This is a genomic window from Ruegeria sp. PrR005 (assembly GCF_010500245.1).
Lineage (GTDB): Bacteria > Pseudomonadota > Alphaproteobacteria > Rhodobacterales > Rhodobacteraceae > Ruegeria_B > Ruegeria_B marisflavi.
Window position 1 is genome coordinate 258,767 of the sequence record NZ_JAAGOX010000032.1, and the last position, 22,448, is coordinate 281,214.

23 protein-coding genes and 1 other RNA gene are annotated in these 22,448 nt (G+C 63.4%); 16 read left to right on the top strand and 8 right to left on the bottom strand.

Annotated elements, in window-relative coordinates; all coding sequences use genetic code 11:
• Nucleotides 1-41: 41 nt before the first annotated feature.
• The 4 genes from G0P99_RS16875 to G0P99_RS16890 are packed head-to-tail and all read left to right on the top strand — an operon-like array spanning nucleotide 42 to nucleotide 2,816.
• A complete protein-coding gene (locus G0P99_RS16875) occupies nucleotides 42-491 on the top strand; it encodes a MarR family winged helix-turn-helix transcriptional regulator (protein WP_164131646.1) in 450 nt (149 codons plus the stop codon).
• A 1-nt stretch (nucleotide 492) separates the two neighbouring features.
• Nucleotides 493-1,137 carry a cysteine hydrolase gene (locus G0P99_RS16880; RefSeq protein WP_164131647.1) on the top strand — a complete coding sequence of 215 codons (645 nt, stop codon included), beginning with the start codon at nucleotides 493-495 and terminating at the stop codon, nucleotides 1,135-1,137.
• 51 nt (nucleotides 1,138-1,188) lie between these two features.
• On the top strand, nucleotides 1,189-1,833 hold the full coding sequence (nth, locus tag G0P99_RS16885; protein ID WP_164131648.1) for an endonuclease III: 645 nt from the start codon (nucleotides 1,189-1,191) through the stop codon (nucleotides 1,831-1,833).
• The gene (locus G0P99_RS16890; RefSeq protein ID WP_164131649.1) at nucleotides 1,830-2,816 is read left to right on the top strand and encodes an adenosine kinase; all 987 of its coding nucleotides are present in this window, start codon (nucleotides 1,830-1,832) and stop codon (nucleotides 2,814-2,816) included. Before nth ends, G0P99_RS16890 begins: the two co-directional genes overlap by 4 nt.
• Nucleotides 2,817-2,964: 148 nt before the next feature.
• Here G0P99_RS16890 and G0P99_RS16895 read toward each other — a convergent pair whose 3' ends face one another.
• On the bottom strand, nucleotides 2,965-3,474 hold the full coding sequence (locus G0P99_RS16895) for a MarR family winged helix-turn-helix transcriptional regulator (RefSeq protein ID WP_164131650.1): 510 nt from the start codon (nucleotides 3,472-3,474) through the stop codon (nucleotides 2,965-2,967).
• Nucleotides 3,475-3,557: 83 nt separating this feature from the next.
• On the opposite strand from G0P99_RS16895, the gene G0P99_RS16900 reads away from it, so the two are divergent.
• Nucleotides 3,558-4,466 (top strand): EamA family transporter, encoded by a 909-nt coding sequence (locus tag G0P99_RS16900; RefSeq protein ID WP_239059844.1) that lies wholly within the window; start codon nucleotides 3,558-3,560, stop codon nucleotides 4,464-4,466.
• Here G0P99_RS16900 and G0P99_RS16905 read toward each other — a convergent pair.
• A complete protein-coding gene (locus G0P99_RS16905) occupies nucleotides 4,424-4,909 on the bottom strand; it encodes an RNA pyrophosphohydrolase (protein ID WP_164131652.1) in 486 nt (161 codons plus the stop codon). The genes G0P99_RS16900 and G0P99_RS16905 overlap by 43 nt on opposite strands.
• A gap of 135 nt (nucleotides 4,910-5,044) precedes the next feature.
• Here G0P99_RS16905 and G0P99_RS16910 point away from each other — a divergent pair, with 135 nt between their 5' ends.
• The gene (locus G0P99_RS16910) at nucleotides 5,045-7,072 is read left to right on the top strand and encodes an NADPH-dependent 2,4-dienoyl-CoA reductase (protein ID WP_164131653.1); all 2,028 of its coding nucleotides are present in this window, start codon (nucleotides 5,045-5,047) and stop codon (nucleotides 7,070-7,072) included.
• 144 nt (nucleotides 7,073-7,216) lie between these two features.
• On the top strand, nucleotides 7,217-7,846 hold the full coding sequence (locus G0P99_RS16915; protein WP_164131654.1) for a hypothetical protein: 630 nt from the start codon (nucleotides 7,217-7,219) through the stop codon (nucleotides 7,844-7,846).
• Between the two features lie 59 nt (nucleotides 7,847-7,905).
• Here G0P99_RS16915 and G0P99_RS16920 read toward each other — a convergent pair whose 3' ends face one another.
• The 3 genes from G0P99_RS16920 to G0P99_RS16930 form a co-directional block, all read right to left on the bottom strand.
• Complete coding sequence (locus tag G0P99_RS16920) at nucleotides 7,906-8,250, bottom strand: antibiotic biosynthesis monooxygenase (RefSeq protein WP_164131655.1); 345 nt, start codon at nucleotides 8,248-8,250, stop codon at nucleotides 7,906-7,908.
• Nucleotides 8,247-8,570 (bottom strand): NIPSNAP family protein, encoded by a 324-nt coding sequence (locus G0P99_RS16925; RefSeq protein WP_164131656.1) that lies wholly within the window; start codon nucleotides 8,568-8,570, stop codon nucleotides 8,247-8,249. Before G0P99_RS16925 ends, G0P99_RS16920 begins: the two co-directional genes overlap by 4 nt.
• Nucleotides 8,571-8,648: 78 nt before the next feature.
• The gene (locus G0P99_RS16930; protein WP_164131657.1) at nucleotides 8,649-9,089 is read right to left on the bottom strand and encodes a DUF4399 domain-containing protein; all 441 of its coding nucleotides are present in this window, start codon (nucleotides 9,087-9,089) and stop codon (nucleotides 8,649-8,651) included.
• A 143-nt stretch (nucleotides 9,090-9,232) separates the two neighbouring features.
• Here G0P99_RS16930 and G0P99_RS16935 point away from each other — a divergent pair, with 143 nt between their 5' ends.
• Together G0P99_RS16935 and G0P99_RS16940 are read left to right on the top strand one after the other, a co-directional pair.
• The gene (locus tag G0P99_RS16935) at nucleotides 9,233-10,141 is read left to right on the top strand and encodes an AEC family transporter (RefSeq protein WP_164131658.1); all 909 of its coding nucleotides are present in this window, start codon (nucleotides 9,233-9,235) and stop codon (nucleotides 10,139-10,141) included.
• 153 nt (nucleotides 10,142-10,294) lie between these two features.
• Nucleotides 10,295-11,200, top strand: a complete 906-nt coding sequence (locus G0P99_RS16940; protein ID WP_164131659.1) for a LysR family transcriptional regulator — start codon at nucleotides 10,295-10,297, stop codon at nucleotides 11,198-11,200.
• 178 nt (nucleotides 11,201-11,378) lie between these two features.
• On the opposite strand, the gene ffs is transcribed toward G0P99_RS16940, so the two are convergent.
• Together ffs and G0P99_RS16950 are read right to left on the bottom strand one after the other, a co-directional pair.
• An RNA gene (gene ffs, locus G0P99_RS16945) (signal recognition particle sRNA small type) lies at nucleotides 11,379-11,477 on the bottom strand.
• A gap of 39 nt (nucleotides 11,478-11,516) precedes the next feature.
• Nucleotides 11,517-13,394: a 5'-nucleotidase C-terminal domain-containing protein gene (locus tag G0P99_RS16950; protein ID WP_164131660.1), complete on the bottom strand. Its 1,878-nt coding sequence runs from the start codon at nucleotides 13,392-13,394 to the stop codon at nucleotides 11,517-11,519.
• Nucleotides 13,395-13,604: 210 nt separating this feature from the next.
• Here G0P99_RS16950 and nudC point away from each other — a divergent pair, with 210 nt between their 5' ends.
• Both nudC and G0P99_RS16960 read left to right on the top strand, forming a co-directional pair.
• Nucleotides 13,605-14,588 (top strand): NAD(+) diphosphatase, encoded by a 984-nt coding sequence (nudC, locus tag G0P99_RS16955; protein ID WP_164131661.1) that lies wholly within the window; start codon nucleotides 13,605-13,607, stop codon nucleotides 14,586-14,588.
• Between the two features lie 39 nt (nucleotides 14,589-14,627).
• Entirely contained in the window at nucleotides 14,628-15,089 is a 462-nt protein-coding gene (locus tag G0P99_RS16960) for an SRPBCC family protein (protein ID WP_164131662.1), read from the top strand.
• Between the two features lie 15 nt (nucleotides 15,090-15,104).
• Here G0P99_RS16960 and G0P99_RS16965 read toward each other — a convergent pair whose 3' ends face one another.
• Nucleotides 15,105-15,938: a prephenate dehydratase gene (locus G0P99_RS16965; RefSeq protein ID WP_164131663.1), complete on the bottom strand. Its 834-nt coding sequence runs from the start codon at nucleotides 15,936-15,938 to the stop codon at nucleotides 15,105-15,107.
• Between the two features lie 119 nt (nucleotides 15,939-16,057).
• Between G0P99_RS16965 and G0P99_RS16970 the strand changes: the two genes are divergently transcribed.
• The 5 genes from G0P99_RS16970 to G0P99_RS16990 all read left to right on the top strand — a co-directional run bounded on the left by G0P99_RS16970 (nucleotide 16,058) and on the right by G0P99_RS16990 (nucleotide 22,435).
• Nucleotides 16,058-16,564: a cytochrome c family protein gene (locus tag G0P99_RS16970; protein WP_164131711.1), complete on the top strand. Its 507-nt coding sequence runs from the start codon at nucleotides 16,058-16,060 to the stop codon at nucleotides 16,562-16,564.
• Between the two features lie 181 nt (nucleotides 16,565-16,745).
• On the top strand, nucleotides 16,746-18,647 hold the full coding sequence (locus G0P99_RS16975) for an extracellular solute-binding protein (protein ID WP_164131664.1): 1,902 nt from the start codon (nucleotides 16,746-16,748) through the stop codon (nucleotides 18,645-18,647).
• A 9-nt stretch (nucleotides 18,648-18,656) separates the two neighbouring features.
• A complete protein-coding gene (locus G0P99_RS16980; protein WP_164131665.1) occupies nucleotides 18,657-19,748 on the top strand; it encodes a microcin C ABC transporter permease YejB in 1,092 nt (363 codons plus the stop codon).
• Nucleotides 19,749-19,751: 3 nt separating this feature from the next.
• Complete coding sequence (locus G0P99_RS16985; RefSeq protein ID WP_164131666.1) at nucleotides 19,752-20,858, top strand: ABC transporter permease; 1,107 nt, start codon at nucleotides 19,752-19,754, stop codon at nucleotides 20,856-20,858.
• Complete coding sequence (locus tag G0P99_RS16990) at nucleotides 20,855-22,435, top strand: ABC transporter ATP-binding protein (RefSeq protein ID WP_164131667.1); 1,581 nt, start codon at nucleotides 20,855-20,857, stop codon at nucleotides 22,433-22,435. Before G0P99_RS16985 ends, G0P99_RS16990 begins: the two co-directional genes overlap by 4 nt.
• The last annotated feature ends 13 nt before the right edge of the window (nucleotides 22,436-22,448 follow it).

The window sequence follows — 22,448 nt, forward strand, 5'->3', positions numbered from 1 at the left end:
CTGAGTTGACGAATCGTGCCGTTCGGTCCAGTACTGCGGGTATGACACATGAATCCGATCAGCTTTATCAGGCGGTACAGGCCACGCGGCCCCTGTTGCGCAATATCACGGCGGCGGTGGAGCGCGGGAGTTTGCGCGAGGGTGTAACCGTGGGGCAGCGCGCGATCCTTGAAGGGCTGTCGGTAGACCCGGGAGCAACGGCGCCGAAACTGGGCGCCGCGTTGCAGATGAAGCGGCAATATATCTCGCGCATCCTGCAAGAGGTGCAGCGCGCCGGGCTGATCGAGCGGAGGGCCAATCCCGAGCATGCGCGGTCCCACCGCTATTGGCTGACCCCGAAGGGCGAGGCCATCATCACCGCGATCCGGGCGGATGAAATGGAGAAGCTGGCGCTTTTCTCCGAGGGGTTCTCACCCGCCGAGCTTGCCGCCTATCACAAGGTGCAGCTTGCGCTGACCCGGTTCTTTGCAGACTTGGCCAAGGAGGCCTGACATGTCCGTTCTCTGGATTATTGCGGCTGGACTGATGGTTGCGGTTCTCTATGTCCTGCTGGAGATCCGCAGGATCGGCACTCCGACGAAGGGCCCGGTTATCGACCGCGCCGCCCGATCCGGAACGGCGCTGGTGGTGATCGACATGCAGAGCGATTTCACCTCACTGCCGGTCTGGGAGACCGCTCAACTGGAAACCGCGATGGAGAAAATCAGAACGTCGGCGGACGCGGCACGACGGGCGGGGATGCCGGTGATCGCGGTCCGGCAGGTGTATCGGGCCGGGCTGGCCCGGCTGCTTAACGGCTGGTTCAATCAGGGGCGTGGCAATGCTGGGTCGGCAGGTATCGGGCTGGACCCGCGCCTGGGACTGGTGCCCGATATCGAGGTCGAGAAATCCATGGGCGATGCGTTTTCCGAACCTGCGTTGGAGCGATACCTGGAGGAAAACCGGATCGGCACCCTGATCCTGACGGGCTTGGATGGTTGTCACTGCGTCAAGAACACCGCGTTTGGCGCGCTGAACCGGAGATATGCGGTGCGGATCGACCCCAAGGCGGTGCTGGCGGCCAATGACGCTGGATGGTCAAAGGTGAAGCGGAACCTGACGGCAGCCGGGGCGGAAATGGGCGCGACGGCGGCCTAGTCGCTGCCTTTTCAATTGCGGGGGCTTGTCTGTCAGGGCATTAAGGCCCGGATGGCAAAGCAACTCGATTACCACACGATCCGCGAGATCTTTACCCGGTTCCAGGCCGCCGATCCCGAACCCAAGGGCGAGCTGGAGCATGTCAACGCCTACACGCTGGTGGTGGCGGTGGCGCTGAGCGCGCAGGCCACCGATGCGGGCGTGAACAAGGCCACCCGCGAATTGTTCAAGATCGCCGACACGCCGGAAAAGATGCTGGCGCTGGGCGAAGAAGGCGTGACCGAGCATATCAAGACCATTGGCCTGTTCCGGCAGAAGGCCAAGAACGTGATCAAGCTGAGCCGCATCCTGGTGGAGGAATATGGCGGCGAGGTGCCGAATTCGCGCGCCGCGCTGCAATCGCTGCCCGGTGTCGGGCGCAAGACCGCCAATGTGGTGCTGAACATGTGGTGGCGCATCCCGGCGCAGGCGGTGGACACCCATATCTTTCGTGTCGGCAACCGTACCGGTATCTGTCCGGGCAAGGATGTGGACGCGGTCGAGCGTGCCATCGAGGACAATATCCCGGCCGATTTCCAGCAACATGCGCATCACTGGCTGATCCTGCACGGCCGTTACCATTGCAAAGCCAGAAAGCCGATGTGCGGCACCTGCCTCATCCGCGATCTGTGCCAATTCGAGGACAAGACCCTATGAAGACCTACGATGTCGTTGGCATCGGCAATGCCGTTGTCGATGTGATCTCGCAAGCCGATGACAGCTTTCTCGACCTGATGGGAATCGAGAAAGGCATCATGCAGCTGATCGAGCAGGAGCGCGGCGAGGTGCTGTATGCCTCGATGAAGGAGCGGGTGCAGACGCCGGGCGGTTCGGTTGCCAACACCATCGCGGGCGCGGGCGCGCTGGGTCTGGATACGGCGTTTATCGGGCGGGTGCGCGACGATGCGCTGGGCCATTTCTATGCTGATGCGATGAACGAGGGCGGTATCGACTTCGTCAATCCGCCGGTGGCGGGCGATCTGGCGACCTCGCGTTCGATGATCTTTGTCTCGCCCGATGGTGAGCGGTCGATGAACACCTATCTGGGCATCTCGACCACGCTGAGTTCGGCGGACGTGCCGCAAGCGGTGACAGGCAATGCGAAACTGATGTTTCTGGAAGGCTATCTGTTCGACCATGACGCCGGCAAATCCGCGTTCCGCGAGGCGGCGCGGGCGACCCGCGCGGCGGGCGGCAAGGCGGGGATCGCGATTTCCGATCCCTTCTGTGTCGACCGGCACCGCGCCGATTTCCTGTCACTGATCCAGCACGATCTGGATTTTGTGATCGGCAACGAGGCCGAGATCCAGTCGTTGTTCGAGACCGACCATCTGGACGATGCGCTGATGCTGACCTCGGGCATCTGCCCGCTGGTGGTCTGCACGCGCTCGGGCGACGGGGTGACGGTGATGGACGGCACGGTCCGCATCGACGTGCCGGTGGAAAAGGTGGTGCCGGTGGACGCCACCGGCGCGGGCGACCAGTTTGCCGCGGGCTTTCTGTTTGGCATGGCCACGGGCCGCGATTACGAGACCTGCGCCCGGATCGGCAATATCTGCGCCCGCGAGGTGATCAGCCATATCGGCCCGCGCCCCGAGACGAACATGGTCGAGCTGCTGAAGGAAAACGGGCTGCTCTGATCCCGGGGTGGGGAGGGGCGCTGCCCCTCTTGCCCTGCGGGCAATTCACCCCGGAGTATTTGCGACCAGAAAGAAGCAGGGGTTGGGTGCGGCCCCTTCCTTGTGATGTGCGTGTTCAGGTTGGGCCGTCCGGCGCCTGATTGTTGGGCTACGCTTGATCAGCGTGGCCGTTCGCGATCTCGGCGCTGTGCAGCGCCTTGGCCAGCAGGGTGGACAGCGCCGCTTGTTCCTCTGTCGTCAGTCCCTCGAGGAGCTGCGCCTGCGTCGCCACATGGGCGGCCATCATCTCGTTGATCAGGGTCAGCCCCTTGGGCGTGAGCGCGATGATCACGCTGCGGCTGTCCTCGGGGTTCTTGCGGCGTTCGACCAACCCGTCCTGTTCCAGCCGGTCGATCCGGTTGGTCATGGTGCCGGAGGCGACCATGGTCGTATCGAGCAGCGCGCCGGGTGACAGCGCATAGGGCGGGCCCGAGCGCAGGAGCGTGGCCAGCACGTCGAACTTGGCCGGGTTCAGCCCGTATCGGGCAAAGGTTCTCTGCATCCCCTGGGTACAGGCCACGGACAGCCGCGCCACCCGACCAATCACCGCCATGGCCCGCGTGTCGAGATCGGGGCGCTCGGCCGCCCATTGCCGGGTGATAAGGTCTACATGATCCATGATCCGGGTTATTTCGGCGATTTATCTTGACGTCAAGATAAACAATGTTATCTCGACGTCGAGATAATTAGATGAGGTCCCCTATGTCACGGACAACGGATATCGCCCTGACGGCAATCGCCCCGGCCATCTGGGGCAGTTCCTATATCGTCACGACCCAGTTCCTGCCCGCGCATTCGCCTTTTGTGGTGGCGCTGCTGCGGGCACTGCCGGCCGGGTTGCTTTTGATGCTGTTGGTGCGTCAGCTGCCGCCGCGCGGCTGGATCGGGCGGTTGCTGATCCTGGGGGCGCTTAACTTTTCCGTGTTCTGGTCGTTGCTCTTTGTTGCCGCCTATCGCCTGCCGGGCGGGGTGGCGGCGACGGTGGGTGCGGTACAGCCGCTGATCGTCGTGTTCCTGTCAGCGGTGGCGCTGGGCACACAGATCCGGCTGGGCGCGGTGCTGTCGGCGTTGGCGGGGATCGTCGGCGTGGCACTGTTGCTGCTGGGGCCCGAGGCGCGGCTGGATACGGTAGGTGTACTGGCCGGGCTGGGCGGCGCGCTGTCGATGGCGGTTGGCGTGGTGCTGACCCGCAAATGGCGACCCGATGTGCCGCTGGTCACCTTTACCGCCTGGCAGCTGACCGCCGGTGGTCTCTTGATGATCCCGGTGGCCTGGCTGGCCGCGCCTGACTGGCCCGGCCTGAGCCTGACCAATCTGGCGGCACTTGCCTGGCTCAGCCTGATCGGCGGCGCGCTGACCTATATCCTGTGGTTTCGCGGTCTGGCCCGGATCGAACCGGCGGCGGTGTCGCTTTTGGGTATCCTCAGCCCGCTGACGGCGGTGATCCTGGGCTGGCTAGCCCTGGGCGAGGCGCTGAACCCGGTTCAGGGGCTGGGTGCGGTCATCGTGCTGGGCGCGGTGTGGATTGGGCAGCGCCCGCCGGGCGCGCCCCGGCGGCTGCGGTTTGCTCAGCCCAGATGCGGGGCAAAGGCCGCAACGACGCGCTCGTAGACGTCACGCTTGAATGGTACGATCTCGGCCACCAGCCGGGCGGGATCCTGCCATTTCCAGCGGCTGAATTCGGGGTGGTCGGTTTCCAGGTCAATCTGATCGTCGCGGCCCAGAAAGCGGAACAGGTACCATTTCTGTTCCTGACCGCGATAGCGCCCCTTCCAGATGCGCGGGACAAGATCGTGCGGCAGGTCATAGGGCAGCCAGCCCTCGGTCTCGGCCACCATCTCGACCAGATCCGCTGTCACGCCGGTCTCTTCCCAGAGCTCGCGCAGGGCGGCCTCAAAGGGATCTTCGTCCTCGTCCACGCCACCCTGCGGCATCTGCCAGGCGTCGGTGTTCTGGTCCATGCGCTGGCCGACAAAGACGAACCCCTCGCCATTCATCAGGACCACACCCACGCAGGGGCGATAGGGGAGCGCGGCAATCTCTTCGGGTGTCATCGGCTGTCTTTCCTTTGGGTTGGCCCTGTCTAGCAAGCGACGTTACGGCGGCAAAGGGGGTGACGTCAGGTTTCGCGTGACAGGGGCGTGGGCTAGGGTGATCTTGCCCGTCAAATCCGAGGGAGAGTAATTCCGATGACTGCGTACCCACATATGCTTGCCCCGCTTGATCTGGGCTTTACCACGCTGAAGAACCGCGTGCTGATGGGCTCGATGCATACCGGGCTGGAAGAGACCCGCGACTGGAACCGGGTGGCCGAATTCTATGCCGACCGCGCGCGGGGTGGCGTTGCGCTGATGGTGACGGGTGGCATCGGGCCGAACATGGAAGGCTCGGTCCTGCCTGGCGCCGCGATGATGACCAGCGAGAAGGATGTCGCGAACCACTCCATCGTCACCGCGCGGGTGCACGAGGCGGGCGGCAAGATCGCGATGCAGATCCTGCATGCGGGGCGTTATGCCTATGGGCCGAAATGCGTGGCGCCCAGCCCGGTGAAATCGCCGATCTCTCCGTTCCCGCCGACCGAGCTGGACGAGGAGGGGATCGAGAAGCAGATCGGCGATATCGTCAATGCCGCGGTGCTGGCGCAGCAGGCGGGCTATGACGGGGTCGAGATCATGGGGTCGGAGGGGTATTTCCTGAACCAGTTCCTGGTCACCCATACCAACAAGCGCACCGACCGCTGGGGCGGATCCTATGAAAACCGGATGCGCCTGCCGATCGAGGTGGTGCGCCGGACCCGCGAGGCGGTGGGTACCGATTTCATCATCATCTACCGCCTGTCGATGATCGACCTTGTGCCCAATGGCTCGACCTTTGACGAGGTGGTGCAACTGGCGAAAGAGATCGAAAAGGCAGGGGCCACCATCATCAATACCGGCATCGGCTGGCACGAGGCGCGGATTCCGACGATTGCCACCAGCGTGCCGCGCGCGGCCTTTGCCTGGGTCACGAAGAAGCTGATGGGGCAGGTGTCGATCCCGGTCATCACCTCGAACCGGATCAACACGCCCGAAGTGGCCGAAGAGGTGCTGGCCACGGGTTGCGCCGACATGGTGTCGATGGCCCGCCCGATGCTGGCGGATGCGGATTTCGTCAACAAGGCGGCGGCGGGACAGGGCGACCGCATCGCGCCCTGCATCGCCTGCAACCAGGCCTGTCTGGACCATACGTTTGGCGGCAAGCTGACCTCGTGCCTGGTGAACCCGCGCGCCTGTCATGAGACGGAACTGGTGATGGAGAAGGCGGCGGCGCCCAAGAAGGTTGCCATCGTGGGCGCCGGTCCGGCGGGCCTGTCGACCGCGATCACCGCCGCGCAGCGCGGCCATGCGGTGACCGTGTTCGACAAGTCGGACGAGATCGGTGGCCAGCTCAACATGGCCAAGCAGGTGCCGGGCAAGGAAGAGTTCTGGGGCCTTGTGGATTGGTACCGGGTGATGCTGGCCGATCTGGGTGTCAAGGTCGAGCTGGGCCGTGCGGTGGGCGCCGACGATCTGGCGGATTTTGACGAGGTGGTGATCGCCACGGGCGTCAGCCCGCGCGACCCGGCAATCCCGGGACAGGACCGGGCCAATGTGCTGAGCTACATCGACGTGTTGCGCCACAAGAAGCCGGTAGGCAAGCGGGTTGCGGTGATCGGTGCCGGGGGCATCGGTTTCGATGTCTCCGAGTTCTTGCTGGAAGAGGGTCACAGCCCGGCGACCGACCTGCCGCTGTGGATGAAGGAATGGGGCGTGACCGATCCGGGCGAGCACCGCTCGGGCCTGGCGCCCGAGGGACCGCAGCCCGCCAAGCCCGAGCGTGAGGTGACGCTGTTGCAGCGCAAGGCCAAGGCGCACGGCAAGGATCTGGGCAAGACGACGGGCTGGATCCACCGCGCGACATTGAAGATGAAGGGCGTCAATTTCGTGGGCGGCGTGAACTACGAAAAGATCGACGACGACGGCCTGCATGTGAGCTTTGGCGAGGCGCGGGAGAACCCGACGCTCATCGCCTGTGACACCGTGGTTCTGTGCGCGGGTCAGGTCTCGGACCGGTCGCTGGCGGATGCGCTGGAGACCAAGGGTGTGCCTTGCCATGTGATCGGCGGGGCCGATGTGGCCGCCGAACTGGACGCCAAGCGCGCGATCAATCAGGGTACCCGGCTGGCGCTGTCGTTCTGATCCGGGCGGGGGGGGGGAGATTTTTCGCCGAAAAATCTCTGCCTCCGGCGGGAGTATTTGGGGCGAGATGAAGGGGCAAAGCGTTTGGGCCTTGGGTGGGTTTTGTGATAGTGTTCAGCCATTGGTTGCAAGGATTGAATGCTCATGTCGGAAAAAGCGCTTTATGAACCCCTCTCTGCCGGTGACCCGCTGTTTTCGGGCTATCGGTTTCGCACCGGCGATCCCGGCGGTCCGCAGACCGAAGGGCTGGGTCTTGGCCTGGGCGGCGAAAACGGGCTGCAACCGGGTGATCCAGTTGCGCTCGATCAGCATTATGTGCGCGCGGTGGCCTTTACCCGCGAGGCCAGCGGCAAGGTCAGCTGGTTTAACAGCCTGTTCAGCGCCCAAGCCAGCGGCAAGTCGGTGGGCGTGTTGCAAGAGGCGAAATCGTTCATGGTGGGGACGGTCGATGGCCAGCAGGTGGAAATCGGCGTTGCGGTTCTGTTGAAGATCGAGGCCACCAGTTTCAAATCGGAGGCTCAGGTTTCGGTGGCCAATATCGCCGCCGAGGCGCAGCTGGGCCTGTCGCGGGCCGAGATGGAGATCAGCGTGCGCGGCTATACCGGGGCGCTGGGCGACATGCTGCCCGCGCCCAGCGAAGTCGATCTGACCTCGTACACGACCTATCTGAACGCCTTCGAGCGCATTCAGAAACATGTGTTCGGGCCGGGCGGTGCGGCGCAGTATTCGCCCGTTGTTCTGGGCAAGCTGCGGGCCGGTGCCGGGGGCGATTGACCGCCACACGGATTGGGCCGTGCCCCTTGTAGGTTGAAACGCCTGTTGCGCTGGTTGGTCTAGCCGTGGCTTGCCCGGCTGTCCTCGGGGGCCTGATCGCGGTCGGTCATGCCGTAGTCGCGGATCACGCCCGCCACGCGCAGGCGGTAATCGGCGAAGAGCGCCTCTCGCCCGCGGGTCTGGGCGCCGCGATGGGCGGCAAGCTGGCGCCAGCGGGCGACGGCCTCTTCATCCTCCCAGAACGACAGCGACAAGAGCTTGCCGGGATTGGTGAGGCTCTGGAACCGTTCGACCGAGATGAAGCCCGGCATATCGTCAAGCAGGGCGCGCATCCGGCCTGCGAGATCGAGATAGGCGCCCTGTTGCCCGGGGGCGGGTTCGACTTCGAATATGATGGCGATCATGTCGGCTCTCCATGCGGGGTGGAGACCAGTTTGAGCCATGTGCGGTCCTCGCGCAAAATGAACTTTTCGGACTGGGCCAAGTCGTAGTTCTGTCGCCCCAGAGGATCGGCGGCAAGGCGGGTTCGATAGGCCTCGTATTCGGCCAGGCTGGGGATGTTGTAGATGCCGTAGGCGAGAGTCGATGAGCCTTCGTGCGGGGCGTAGTAGCCGATCAGGTCGGCGCCGCAGCGCGGGATCGCCTGTCCCCAGGTGCGGGCGTAGCGTTCGAACTGGGCCCGTTTGGTCGGGTCGATGTGATAGCGGATGATGCAGGTCAGCATGGGGGTCCTTTCGTCTGGACCCCCGTCTTAGGGCAAGGATCGCGGGCGAGGGTTCGCCCGCGGCCGAAGTCTCGGCCCTTACTTCACCTCGATGGTGATCACCTCGGACACGATCGGGGTGCTGTGGGGCACATGGGTATAGTCGCCCATCACCAGTTGCAGCGTGTGCTTGCCGGGCGCGAGGTCGAGCGTGACCTCGGTCTGGCCCTTGCCGAAATGGCGGTGGTTGTCATCGGCGGGAAGGGCGTATGTCAGCTCTTCGGCCCCGTCTTCGCCCTGACCCATCGGGGGGCGGTCGACCAGCAGGTGGTGGTGGCCGGTATTCTCGGTCTCGGTCCCGGCGGGAGCGACGCCCATGCCGCTGAGCCCGAAGATCACCGTGACCGGAGAGGCCACGTTATCGCCATCGGCGAGATTGGCGAAGTAGACGCGCGCCTCGGGGTTGGCGGGAGTATCGCCGCCCGCCAGGGCGGCGGTTGCCAGAAGGCCGATGCCAAGTGCTGCAAGATAACTTTTCAAAACCAGATCCTCGTTGTTGGAACACTGGCGGTATCCTATGCGATGCCGGGCCGGGAATCGAACAGCCATTTCGAACACACGGACTTGTGTAACGGCCAGCAGAGACGCAAGGTCGGGCGCAATGGCCGGGCAGCGGGGCAAGCATGATCACGACAATCCTGATGGGGCTGGTGCCAAGCTTTCTTATGGTCGGGCTGGGCGGCGCGGTTCGGGACCGGCTGACGCCTGCGGCCTGGCAGGGGCTGGACAAGCTGAACTTCGAGGTCCTGTTTCCGGCCTTGCTGTTTTTTGCCGCCAGCAACCGGCCGATTGCGGTGCAGGATGTGATCCGTATCGGGCCAGCCGTCTGGGCGGTGATGGGGCTGGCGCTGATGCTGGGATATCTGGCGCGCCGATTCGGGCCAGAGCGGTTTCTCGATTTTGCCGGGGCCTGGCAGACCACCTGGAGATTCAACACCGCCATGGCCTTTGTCGCGGTACCAACGCTTTATCTGGCCGATGTCGGCCAGATGGCGGTGGCCATCGGTATGGCGGTTCCGGTGGCCAATCTGCTGGCGGTCTCGGCGCTGTCGCGGGGTGGCAACCTGACCTTGCGGGCCACGGTGCGAAAGGTTGCGCTTAACCCCTTTCTGCTGGCCTCGGTCGCCGGGGTGGGTGTGGGTCTGTCGGGCTACAAGATCCCGGACCCGATCCTGGCCCCGGCGCAGATGCTGGCGCAAGCGGCCATTCCGATCGCCCTGCTGTCGATCGGCGCCACCATGGACTGGCGCGCCCTGACCCGGTTGGACCTGTTCAACGGCTATCTCTGTGCGGTGCGGCTGCTGCTGACCCCGGCGCTGGTCTGGCTGACTTGCCGGCTGCTGGGGGCCGAGCCCGGTCTGGCTGCGGTGGTGATCCTGTTCGCGGCCTTGCCCACGGCATCGGCGGCGCATGTGCTGGCGTCGGGCTTTGGCGCTGACCGCAAACTGGTCGCCACGCTGATTGCCCAATCCACCCTGCTGAGCGCCGCGACCCTGCCCCTGTGGATCTATGTGATTGGCCTTAGTTTCTGAAAGCGGAAGCGGATTTTCGGATTGTTTCCGTGTTTCCCTGTCGCAAACGATCCGCGACAAAACCCTGATATTATCCCAGCTCTGCCCCGTTCTCGCCCAGATTGCCGCCGATAACCGGTTCCTGAGGAACAGCAATCAGCCGAGGAACCAGGAATGGACCGACTGACAGAAATGGAAGCTTTTGCCAACGTCGTGGACCAGGGCGGCTTCACCGATGCGGCCAAGAAGATGGGAATCTCGAAGTCGGCCGTGTCCAAGCATGTGTCCAGCCTGGAGGCCCGGTTGGGTGCCCGGCTGCTGAATCGCACGACGCGCCGGGTGTCGCCGACAGAGATCGGGCTTGCCTATTATGATCGGGCCCGCCGGGTGCTGAACGATGCCGGAGAGGCTGACGCGCTGGTCACGTCGATGCAATCGGCACCTTCGGGGCTGCTGAGAATCTCGGTCGCAACCGATTTCGGGGTCAATCACCTGTCGCCGGTCTTGTCGGATTTCCTAGCGGAATTCCCGGACATTACCGTGAACATGGTTCTGAACAACCGGTATGTGGAACTGATTTCCGAAGGGTTCGACATGGCGGTGCGGATCGGTGAGCTGGAGGACAGCACGCTGCGCGCCCGCAAGTTGACCGAGACCACCAAGCGGATGATCGCCAGCCCGAAGTATTTCGAGAAATATGGCCGCCCGCAGAAGATCGACGACCTGAACGAGCACAAGCTCTTGCACTATTCCAGCCAGTCCTCGGGCAACGTGTGGAAACTGACCGCGCCCTCGGGCGAAAAGCGGCAGGTGCGCACCGCTGGATGGCTGAGCGTGAACGACGGTCAGTCGCTGCTGAATGCTGCGATTTCGGGCTTGGGGATCGCTTATCTGCCCTGTTACCTGTTCGCCGAGGCGATGGAAAAGGGGCTGGTCGAGGATGCGATGCCGTCGCTGCCCGACGAGGTGCAAGGCATCTATGCCGTCTATCCGCCGGGCCGGTTTACCCAGCCCAAGGTCCGCGCATTCATCGATTTCCTGGTTCACGCCTTTGACGACAAAGGTCCGATGAACTGGTAACGTCTCCCGCTTGCTTCCCTTGGCAAGACAAACTGCCCCGCGCGCGTCGCGGGGCTTTTCTGTTGCGCGGAAAGGCTTGTGAGCGCGTGTCGGATACAGGTCTGTTGGAAACCGCGAACGGCCGCAATCAGGTGCTATCCTCCGCAAGGAGGTTGCGCGCAATCCATCGGCTGAGGGAGGGTGAGAGGCTGGACATCGACCCAAGCGGGACTCGTTGTGGCTGCTTCCTTCCGGACCTGACCAGGTTGGCGAGGCGCTCGCCCGCGCCAACCTCTCGGGGGTCGATATAGGCGCGGGGCCTGAAAATGGCAAGACGCTACAGACCCAAAAGCAGGCAGAGGTATCCCGCGTCGTCCAGCCCCAGTTCGGTGATGTCGCGGCCTGCCAGCTGGGCCAGGTGCGCGCGGGCCTGCGGGCCAGTGCGCAGAATGGCCTTTCCGCCGGGCAAGGGCGCGAACCGCCAAGGCGCTGGTGTGTCTTCGATCGGGTCGCGGGGCAGCTTGTCGGACAGGTAATCGCGCAGGACGGTACGAATGGGGAGGGTCGGGAGGTTGATCCGGGGCGCGGCGTCCAGCATGTGAAACCCGCCGCCGCCGTTGGCCCTGTAGTTGTTCAGCGCCACGATGAACCGCTGATCGGCCACCACTGGCACGCCGTTGCAGGTGAGGTCACGGATTCTGTGGGCTTTGGCATTGATCACCTTGCCATGGGTGTCAAACCGGGGTGGTACCGACAGGTCGATGGCGTAGCTGAGCCCGTAGAGTACATCGAAATTGTGGCCGGGGATGGTGGGGTCCAGCAGGTGTCCGGCGGGGCCCGAAGCAGTGATCGTGCAGAAGAGGCCCACCGCCATTTCGAGCCAGTCGCGCAGGATTTCGCCGTTTGCCACGATCGCCCGGAGTTCGTTTGGAAACATGTGCAGATCGGCAATGTGCCGCATCAGCAGCGGACCCGGGGGAACGTCGGTATAGTGCTGTGGGCCTGCGCGCCCGCCTGCCTTCAGCGGCGATGCCGCCGAGAGCAGGGGAAGGGCGCTTTCGGGGCTGCCATGCAGGAACGGACGCAGGGCGGCCGCTTGGGCGGCGGCGACCTTTGCCAGCGCCAGATCGGGGGCGACGAAGGAAAAGTAACTGTGCAGGGCCTGGGCCGAGAACCCGGCCGGTGTGTTTGCCGCTGCACGGGTTTGTGCATGTACAGGCGAAAGCCGTTTTGCAAGACCGTCGGACACCGAGACATCGGCATCCGCCGCCCTGAGGGTGGCGCGTGACCCAAGCACGTGCCATTGGCCATGCGAATCCAAATGCAGATCGAGGTCCAGCACGCCCAGATGGGTGCCGTATTGTCCGGGCATCACCACGGGTTTGCCATGGACGAGGCCGCGCGCCGCATCCACCTGTGGCCTGGGGTCCGGTGTCGGGCTGGGCAGGTGCAGATGGGTATGACCGGCGACGATGGCGTCGATGGCCTCGATCTCGGCCAGCGGGATAACGGCATTCTCTTGTCCCGGCGCCGAATGGACCTCTCCCAGCCCGGAATGGGCCAGGACCAGGATCACGTGACACCCTCTTGCCTTGAGGTGCCGGGCGCGGGTGTGGGCGGTGTCTACGATATCCGCGATTTCGACCCGGCCGAGCAGGTGATGGGCGTCCCATTGCACCGATTGGGGCGGCAAGACCGAGATGATCCCGATGTCCAGCGGCACGTTTGTGCCGGAAGCCTTCAGATCACGCCGGAGCACCAGGTCGTTGACCCAGGACGCGGGGCCATCCAGCCGGTGCGCGTTGCTGCATACCACCGGGCAGGGCGATTGACAAAGCGTATGATCGAGAACCTCTAGCCCATAGTTGAAATCGTGGTTTCCAAGCCCGATGGCGTCATATCCGAGATAGTCGAAAGCCTGCATCAGGGGGTGCGGCCGACAGGGGTGTTCGACGCACAGATCGGCCATGGGCGTACCTTGGAGGCTGTCGCCGTTGTCGACCAGAAGGGTCAGATCCAGGCCGGGTTCTGCGCGAGCCGCGTCGATCAGGGTGGCGAGCCGGGTAAGTCCTCCGGCCGGTTCGGGCCGGTCGGCGTAATAATCGAACCCGGTTAGTTGCATATGCAGGTCCGACGTTGCGAGGATGCGGAGTTTTCGGAACGGCCTCTCCCGGCCTTGTGAGCCTGTCGTCGTGTCCTGGGCGCTGAGTGTCATTGGGTCTCCGGGGGTTGCGCCAGGCAAGATGCTCTCTCTTGGGTTGGGTTAACCAATTAGGGCACAGAAAAACTGACGAAATACAAGGGTTTGGTTGGGCCGGTTTTGTGTCAGACCTGTATCGCAATCGCGTCATGCGAAGAGTTCGCGATTGAAATGGTCCGCCGCCCATGGCAGCAGTCGGCGGTGAGGGCAAAGGGAGAGCGTGACGTGAAACGGGCGGAACAGGTGACTTTTGGCGGCAGCGGGCTGAACAGGGCCGCTCATCTTAGAGGCGACGCGGCAGCAATGGCGCAGGCGACGGCCCATCTTTCGGCCCGGTGTCTGTTGGTCTGGCGCGGCAAGCTGTTGTTGCATGTGGATGGTCTGGACCGTCTGGCCTGGGTGCCCATTGACCATCCGCTGGTCACGGACGGGCCGGGCGGAGAGTCTGACATACCGATCTTTCTGGGGCTGGATGATACGGGCGCGGCGCTGTTCGCGCATGACATTTCGGGCTGGACCGCCAAGGGGTTGGATACCAGCACCGTTGGCGCCTTTGTCGACAAGTCCGAGCAACAGCATCCAGACCTGCCGGAAGGTCAGGTGTTTGCCGAGTTGCGCCGGGTGATGACGCGGCTGAGCCCGCGCGACGCCGAGCTGGCCGCCACCGCCAAGGCGGTCATCGGGTGGCATTCGACGCACAAGTTCTGTGCCCGCTGCGGCGCGGCCAGCGACATGGTCCAGAGCGGCTGGCAACGCAGTTGCCCGGCCTGCGGCGGACAGCATTTCCCGCGCACCGATCCGGTGGTGATCATGCTGATCACCCATGGCAACGACGTTCTGATGGGCCGGTCGCCGGGCTGGCCCGAGGGGATGTACTCGCTTCTCGCCGGTTTCGTCGAACCCGGAGAGACGCTGGAGGCGGCAGTGCGCCGCGAGGTACTGGAAGAGGCGGGCATACCGGTGGGGCGGGTCGGCTATCTGGCAAGTCAGCCCTGGCCGTTTCCCGCCTCCCTGATGTTCGGCTGCGAGGGCGAGGCGCTGGCGCGCGACATCAAGGTCGATCCTGTCGAACTGGAGGATGCGATCTGGGTGGGGCGCAGCGAGATGATGCAGGTGTTTGCCGGCGATCATCCCACCATCCTGCCCGCCCGCAAGGGCGCCATCGCGCATTTCCTGTTGCAGAACTGGCTTGCGGATACGCTGGATTAAGGGGACATTCGGGCAAGAGCAGAACAAGTCAGGGTTGTCATGCAATTCGTCAGCAAAGAAGATATCGAAGCGCCGGTCGCGAACGTGTTCGCCATTCTGTCGGAGTTCGAGAGTTTCGAGCGTTCTGCCATTCGACGGGGAATCGAGGTTCAGCGCGTTGATCCGGGGGCGGCGATTGGTGCTGGCATGGCCTGGGACGCACGGTTCAACCTGCGGGGCAGGCCGCGCGAAATGCATGTTGTGCTGAAACAGTTCGAACCGCCGCAGCTGATGCGGTTCGAAGGGCATAGCAAGGGCATCACCTCGATCGTGAATATCGAATTGCTGGCGCTTTCGCCGCGTCGGACGCGGTTGAGCTTTGACATCGCACTGGGCGCCAAGACGCTGTCGGCGCGCCTGTTCCTGCAATCGCTGAAACTGGCCCGCAAGAATCTGGCGCGCCGGTTCAAGCTGCGGATTGCGGAATTCGCCAAGGATGTCGAAGACCGCTGCGCCCGCTGACGGGCGCGGGGCAGGTCACGACCGGGGGCGCGCCGCCGGATAGACGCCCAGGATTTCCACATTCGTCGTGAAGTGGTTGAGCTCGTCCATCGCCAACGCGACGTTGGGATCCTCGGGGTGGCCCACGATGTCGGCATAGAACTGGGTGGCCGAGAACGAACCGTCCAGCATGTAGCTTTCCAGTTTGGTCATGTTGACGCCATTTGTCGCGAATCCGCCGAGTGCCTTGTAGAGCGCGGCCGGGATGCTGCGCACTTCGAAGACGAAACTGGTGATCATGCCGAAATCGCCGCGCCGCGATTCGTCGGCCTCGCGCGACATAACCAGGAACCGGGTGGTGTTGTTGTCGGTATCCTCGACATGGCGGGCAAGCACGTTCAGGCCATAGATTTCTCCGGCCAGTTCGCTGGCCAGCGCGGCATGGCTCTTGTCGCCGCGTTCGGCCACTTCGCGGGCGGCGCGGGCATTGTCGGGGCTGACCCGGCCGGTGATTGCGTGCTTTTTTAGAAAGCCCGCGCATTGTGGCAGCAGCACCAGATGCGAATGCGCCTCGCGGATATCTTGGAGTTTCGCGCCCGGCACCCCCAAGAGGTTGATGTGAACCCGCACAAAAGCCTCGTCGATGATATGCAGGCCGCTGTGCGGCAGCAGGCGGTGGATATCTGCGACCCGGCCGTATGTCGTGTTCTCGACCGGCAGCATCGCAAGCTCGGCCTCGCCCGAACGGACCGCCTGGATCACGTCTTCGAAGGTGCGGCAGGGCAGGGCCTCCATCTCGGGGCGGGCGTTGCGGCAGGCCTCGTGACTGTAGGCGCCGGGCTCTCCCTGGAAGGCGATGCGATGGGTCATAGGGTCGTTTCCGTGCAACAAGTTACATTTTGGGCGTTTGGTCGCGGTGTCTATACCTTGCCTCTTGCGAGGGGAAGCCTTAGACAGCCGCCCAGACAGCTGAAATGGACTCGCGATCAATGTTCGACACGATGACAGTTACCAAGGCCGCTGCCGGCCTGTTCGGCGCTTTCCTGGCGCTTCTTCTCGCCAAGTGGGCGGCCGAAACGGTCTATCATGTTGGTGGCCACGGCGACGAGCCGGCCTATGCAATCGAAGCCGCCGAAGCCGAAGAGTCGGCCGGTGAGGCAGAAACCGTGAGCTTCGAAGAGCTGCTGGCCTCGGCTGATGCCGAAAAAGGCGAGAAGGTCTTCAAGAAATGTGCCGCCTGCCACAAGGTGAACGGCGAGGATGCCACTGGCCCGCACCTGAACGGTGTGGTTGGCCGCGCGGTCGCCTCGGTTGCCGGTTTCGGCTACTCGGGCGCCATGCAGAGCCATGGCGGCGACTGGACCCCGGAAGCGCTGGACGCATTCCTGACCAAGCCGTCGGCGGCCGTTCCCGGCACTTCGATGAGCTTCTCGGGCCTGGGCAAGATTGGCGACCGGGTCAACCTGATCGCCTATCTGCAAAGCACCGGCGGCTGAGCCGGACGCATAACCCTGACAGATCAAGGGCCGCTGCCGGAGCGCAGCGGCCTTTTTCGTTTGGCGGGGCTGACTTCACGAACGGTTCACCTAATCTAAACTTGCAAGTCCCCTTGCGGGGCCATTAGCTATCGGAAACAAGATTGGCAGCCGTGCCAACCCAACCCGGAGGAAGAGCCCGATGAAATCCCCCCGCGCCGCGACGCGTGCCCGAGCATTGGATATCCGGCCAGGCGTGATGATGCTGATTGCAGGGATCGTTCTGTTGGCGCTGGCCGGTCTGGTCCGCGCCGAAGAGACGATCATCAAGAGCTATGGGTTTTCAGAATTCGGCGATCTCAAGTATCCCGAGGGATTTGCGCATTTCGATTACGTCAATCCCGATGCGCCCAAGGGTGGCGAGCTGAGCTATGCCGCGATCGGGACATTCGATAACCTGAACCCTTTCACCCGTAAGGGGCGCGCGGCGGCGCGCTCGGCGGATCAGTACGAATCCCTGCTGACGCCGTCTTATGATGAACCGGCGTCGTATTATGGGCTGGTGGCCGAAAGCCTGGAATACCCCGAAAGTCAGGATTGGGTGATCTTCAACATCCGGCCCGAGGCGCGGTTCTCCGATGGCACACCGATCACCGCCGAGGATGTGGTGTTCAGCCACGAGATCCTGCTGGAACAGGGACTGAAATCTTATGCCGAGGCAGTCAGGAAACGCATTCCCAAGGCCGAGGCGTTGGACACGTATCGGGTGAAATTCTATTTCGCCCCCGACATCCCGCGCCGGGCGCTGATCACCCAGGTCGGCGGAACGCCGATCTTTTCCAAGGCCTGGTTCATGGCCGATCCCGAGAAACGCCGCCTGGACGAGCCGCGGCTTGAGCAGGGGATCGGCTCGGCGCCCTATGTGCTGGAGAGCTTCGACATCAACCGGCGCGTCATCTATCGCCGCAATCCCGATTACTGGGGCGCGCATCTGAACGTGAATGTCGGGCGCAACAATTACGACAGTATCCGGGTCGAGTATTACACCGACACAATCGCCGCGATGGAGGGGTTCAAGGCGGGCAACTATACCCTGCGGCAGGAAAACAACTCGAAAAGCTGGGCCACCGCCTATGACTTTCCGGCCATCGAAAAGGGCCATGTGGTCAAGGCAGAGCTGTTTGATGGCGACGTTCCCAGTGCCAGCGGCTTTGTGATCAACATGGACCGGCCTCAGTTCCAGGATATCCGTGTGCGCGCGGCGGTGCAGCTGGCGTTCAACTTCGAATGGACCAACGACAGCCTGCAATATGGTCTGTTCCAGCAGCGGCATTCCTTCTGGCAAGGCACGCCGCTGGAGGCGACCGGGCTGCCCGAGGGCCGCGAGCGCGAGGTGCTGGAGGCGCTGGGCGATGCGCTGGATCCCGCGGTGCTGACCGAAGAGCCGGTAAGCGCCCACAGCTCCAGCCCCGACCGCCAGAACGACCGCAAGAACCTGCGCCGTGCGATGAAGCTGCTGGACGAGGCGGGGTGGGCCGTCGGCGGTGATGGCATCCGGCGCAATGCGGCGGGTGAAACGCTGAAGATCGAGTTCCTGTCCGACGAGCCGACGTTGGACCGGATCATTCAGCCGTTTGTCGACAACCTCAAGGTCATGGGTATCGACGCCCGCTATAACCGGGTGGATGACGCGCAATTCACGCTGCGCCGGCGCGACAGGGACTTCGACATGATCATGGGTGGCTACCCGATGTCGCTGCAACCGTCGACCGGGCTTTACCAGCAGTTCGGCGCCGAGGCGGCGGCCTATTCCGTGTTCAACCCCTCGGGCGTGCACGGGCCGGATATCGAGCCGCTGATCGACGGGATTGTCGCGGCCAAGACCACCGAAGAGTTGCAGGCCAACGTGCGGGCGCTGGACCGGGTTCTGCGGGCCAAGCGGATCATGGTGCCGACCTGGTACCTGGGCAAATACTGGGTAGCCTATTGGGACATGTATTCCTACCCCGAGAACCTGCCGCCCTATGCGCTGGGCATCGAGGACCTGTGGTGGGTCGACGCCGACCGTGCGGCAGCGCTGAAATCCTCGGGCGCGTTGAGGTAAGCAGGCTTTATGGGCGCCTATATCCTCAGACGATTGCTGCTGGTGATCCCGACATTGCTTGGGATCATGCTGGTGAATTTCGTGCTGGTGCAGTTTGTGCCGGGTGGTCCGGTGGATCAGGCCATTGCGCAATTGCAGGGCGGCGGCGACGTGTTCGAAAGCTTTGCCGGGCAGGGCAACGATGCGCAGCTGAACACCCAGACCAACGCGGTCAACGACCGCTATATCGGCGCGCGGGGCCTGCCGCCCGAGTTCATCAAGGAATTGGAAGAGCTATACGGTCTCGACAAGCCGGCGCATGAACGGTTCCTGCTGATGCTTTGGAACTATCTGAACCTCGATTTCGGCGAGAGCTATTTCCGCAAGATCGACGTTGTCGATCTGGTGCTGGAGAAGATGCCGGTGTCGATCACGCTGGGCCTGTGGTCGACGCTCATTGCCTATGCCATCTCGATCCCGCTGGGCATCCGCAAGGCGGTGCGCGACGGGTCACGGTTTGATACTTGGACCAGCGGGCTGATCATCGCGGCCTATGCGATCCCGGGGTTCCTGTTCGCCATTCTGCTGTTGGTGCTGTTCGCCGGTGGCAGTTACTGGCAGATCTTCCCGCTGCGCGGCCTGACATCCGACGATTTCGCCGACCTGTCGCTGATCGGCAAGGTGCTGGACTACCTCTGGCACATCGCGTTGCCGCTGACCGCCTATACCATCGGCGCCTTTACCACGCTGACCCTGCTGACCAAGAACAGCTTTCTCGACGAGATCAAGAAGCAATACGTGATCACCGCCCGCGCCAAGGGGCTGAGCGAAAGCCGGGTGCTGTATGGCCACGTGTTCCGCAACGCGATGCTGATCGTGATCTCGGGCTTTCCGGCGGTGTTCCTGTCGGTGTTCCTGGGTGGTTCGCTGATCATCGAGACGATCTTTTCGCTCGACGGTCTGGGGCGGCTGGGGTTCGAGGCAACGGTGGCGCGCGATTATCCGGTGATGTTCGGCACGCTCTTTGTCTTTGGCCTGATCGGCCTGTTGATTGGCATCCTTTCGGACCTGACCTATGTGTTGGTCGATCCCCGGATCGACTTTGAGCGGCGGGAGGGCTGAGCCATGCGCCTGTCGCCCCTGAACCAGCGCCGCTGGAACAACTTTTGCCGGAACCGCCGCGCCTTCTGGTCGCTGATCCTGTTTTCGATCTTGTTCGGGGTCTCGCTGTTTGCCGAGTTCCTGGCCAATGACAAACCGATTCTCGTCAGCTATCGCGGCGAGTTGCGGATGCCGATCTTTTCCTTCTATCCCGAAACCGCCTTTGGCGGCGATTTCGAGACCGAGGCGATCTATCGCGATCCAGAGGTGCAGTGCCTGATTGTCAGCGGCGGTACAGATGCGTGTTTCGACGATCCCGAAGGTATCATCGAAGAGATCGAGGCGGGTACCTATCAGGCCGAGGATTTCCACCAGGGCTGGGCGATATGGCCGCCGATCCCCTATTCCTATCGCACCACGGTGGACCGGCCCGGCGCGGCACCGCTGCCGCCCAACGGGCAGAACTGGCTGGGCACCGATGACACCAAGCGGGACGTCGTGGCGCGGGTGATCTACGGATTCCGCCTGTCGATCCTGTTCGCACTGATCGTTACCGCCGCCTCCAGCATCATCGGGGTGATTGCGGGGGCGATGCAGGGGTTCTTTGGCGGCAAGCTGGATCTGGTGATGCAGCGGGTGATCGAGATCTGGGGGGCCACGCCGGGACTATACGTGATCATCATCATGTTCTCGATATTCCAGCGCAGTTTCTGGATGCTGGTGATCATCTCGATCATCTTTGGCTGGACCGCGCTGGTGGGGGTTGTGCGGGCCGAGTTTCTGCGCGCCCGGAACCTGGAATATGTGCGCGCGGCGCGGGCCCTGGGCGTCAGTGACTGGACCATCATGTTCCGCCACATGCTGCCCAACGCGATGGTGGCCACCGTCACCATCCTGCCGTTCCTGGTCACCGGGTCGATCGGCGGGCTGGCCTCGCTCGACTTTCTGGGCTTTGGCCTTCCGTCCTCGGCCCCGTCGCTCGGTGAGTTGACTTTGCAGGCGAAACAGAACCTGCAAGCGCCCTGGCTGGCCTTCACTGCGTTTTTCACCTTTGCCATCATGCTGTCGCTCTTGGTCTTCATCTTCGAAGGCGTGCGCGATGCCTTTGACCCCAGAAAGACCTTTTCATGAGCGCGCTTCTGGAGGTCAAAGGGCTGAAAGTGTCGTTCCGGCAGGATGGCCGGATCAGCCAGGCGGTGCGCGGGGTGTCGTTCTCGGTCAACCGCGGCGAGACAGTGGCGCTGGTGGGCGAAAGCGGCTCGGGCAAGTCGGTGTCGGCGCTCTCGACCGTGTCGCTGTTGGGCGACAGCGCGATTGTCGAAGGCTCGGTCAAGTATGACGGGAAGGAGATGATCGGCGCCAGCGAACAGCGGTTGATGGATGTGCGCGGCAACGATATCAGCTTTATCTTCCAGGAGCCGATGACCTCGCTCAACCCGCTGCACACGATCCAGAAGCAGATGGCGGAATCGCTGGCGCTGCATCAGGGGCTGGCGGGTGAGGCGGCGCGGGCGCGTATTCTAGAGCTGCTGGTCAAGGTCGGGATCCGCGATCCCGAAACCCGACTGGATGCCTATCCGCATCAATTGAGCGGCGGGCAGCGGCAGCGGGTTATGATCGCCATGGCGCTGGCCAACAAGCCTGACATCCTGATCGCGGACGAGCCGACCACGGCGCTGGATGTCACCATTCAGGCGCAGATCCTGGAACTGCTGGCGGATTTGCAGAAATCCGAGAACATGGGGATGCTGTTCATCACCCATGATCTGGGTATCGTGCGGCGGATTGCCGACCGGGTCTGTGTGATGAAAGCGGGCGAGATCGTGGAAACCGGTCCGACCGCCGAGATATTCGCGAACCCCCGGCACCCCTACACCCGCAAGCTCTTGGCGGCAGAGCCTTCGGGCAGGCCCGATCCGGTGTCCGATCGGGCCGAAGAGATCGTGCAGACCCGGAGCCTGCGTGTCTGGTTCCCGATCCAGCGCGGGTTCCTGAAACGGACCGTGGGACATGTAAAGGCGGTGAACGACGCCACTATTTCGGTCCGCGCCGGTGAGACGCTGGGGATCGTGGGCGAAAGCGGGTCGGGAAAGACCACGCTGGCGCTGGCCATCATGCGGTTGATCGGGTCCGAGGGGGGGATCACCTTTCGCGGTGAGGATGTGCGCGGCTGGTCCACGCGCGAACTGCGCCGTCTGCGCAAGGACATGCAGATCGTGTTCCAGGATCCGTTCGGCAGTCTGAGCCCGCGCATGACCTGTGCCCAGATCATTTCCGAGGGGCTGGCGATTCACAAGGTGGACCCGCAGCGCGCGCCGCGCGAACTGGTGACCGAGGTGATGCGCGAAGTGGGGCTGGACCCGGCGTCGATGGACCGCTATCCGCACGAGTTTTCCGGCGGCCAGCGCCAGCGGATCGCCATCGCGCGGGCAATGGTGCTGCGGCCCAAGCTCTTGGTGCTGGACGAACCGACCAGTGCGCTGGATATGACGGTGCAGGTGCAGATCGTGGAGTTGCTGCGCGCGTTGCAGCGCAAGTACGGGCTGGCCTATCTGTTCATTAGCCATGACCTGAAAGTCGTGCGGGCGATGTCGCACAAGGTTGTAGTCATGCGACAGGGCGATGTGATCGAAACCGGCGAGACCGAGGCTTTGTTCGAGAACGCCCAGACCGAGTACACCCGCACCTTGATCGCGGCGGCGGGCTGACGGCCGAAAGGCT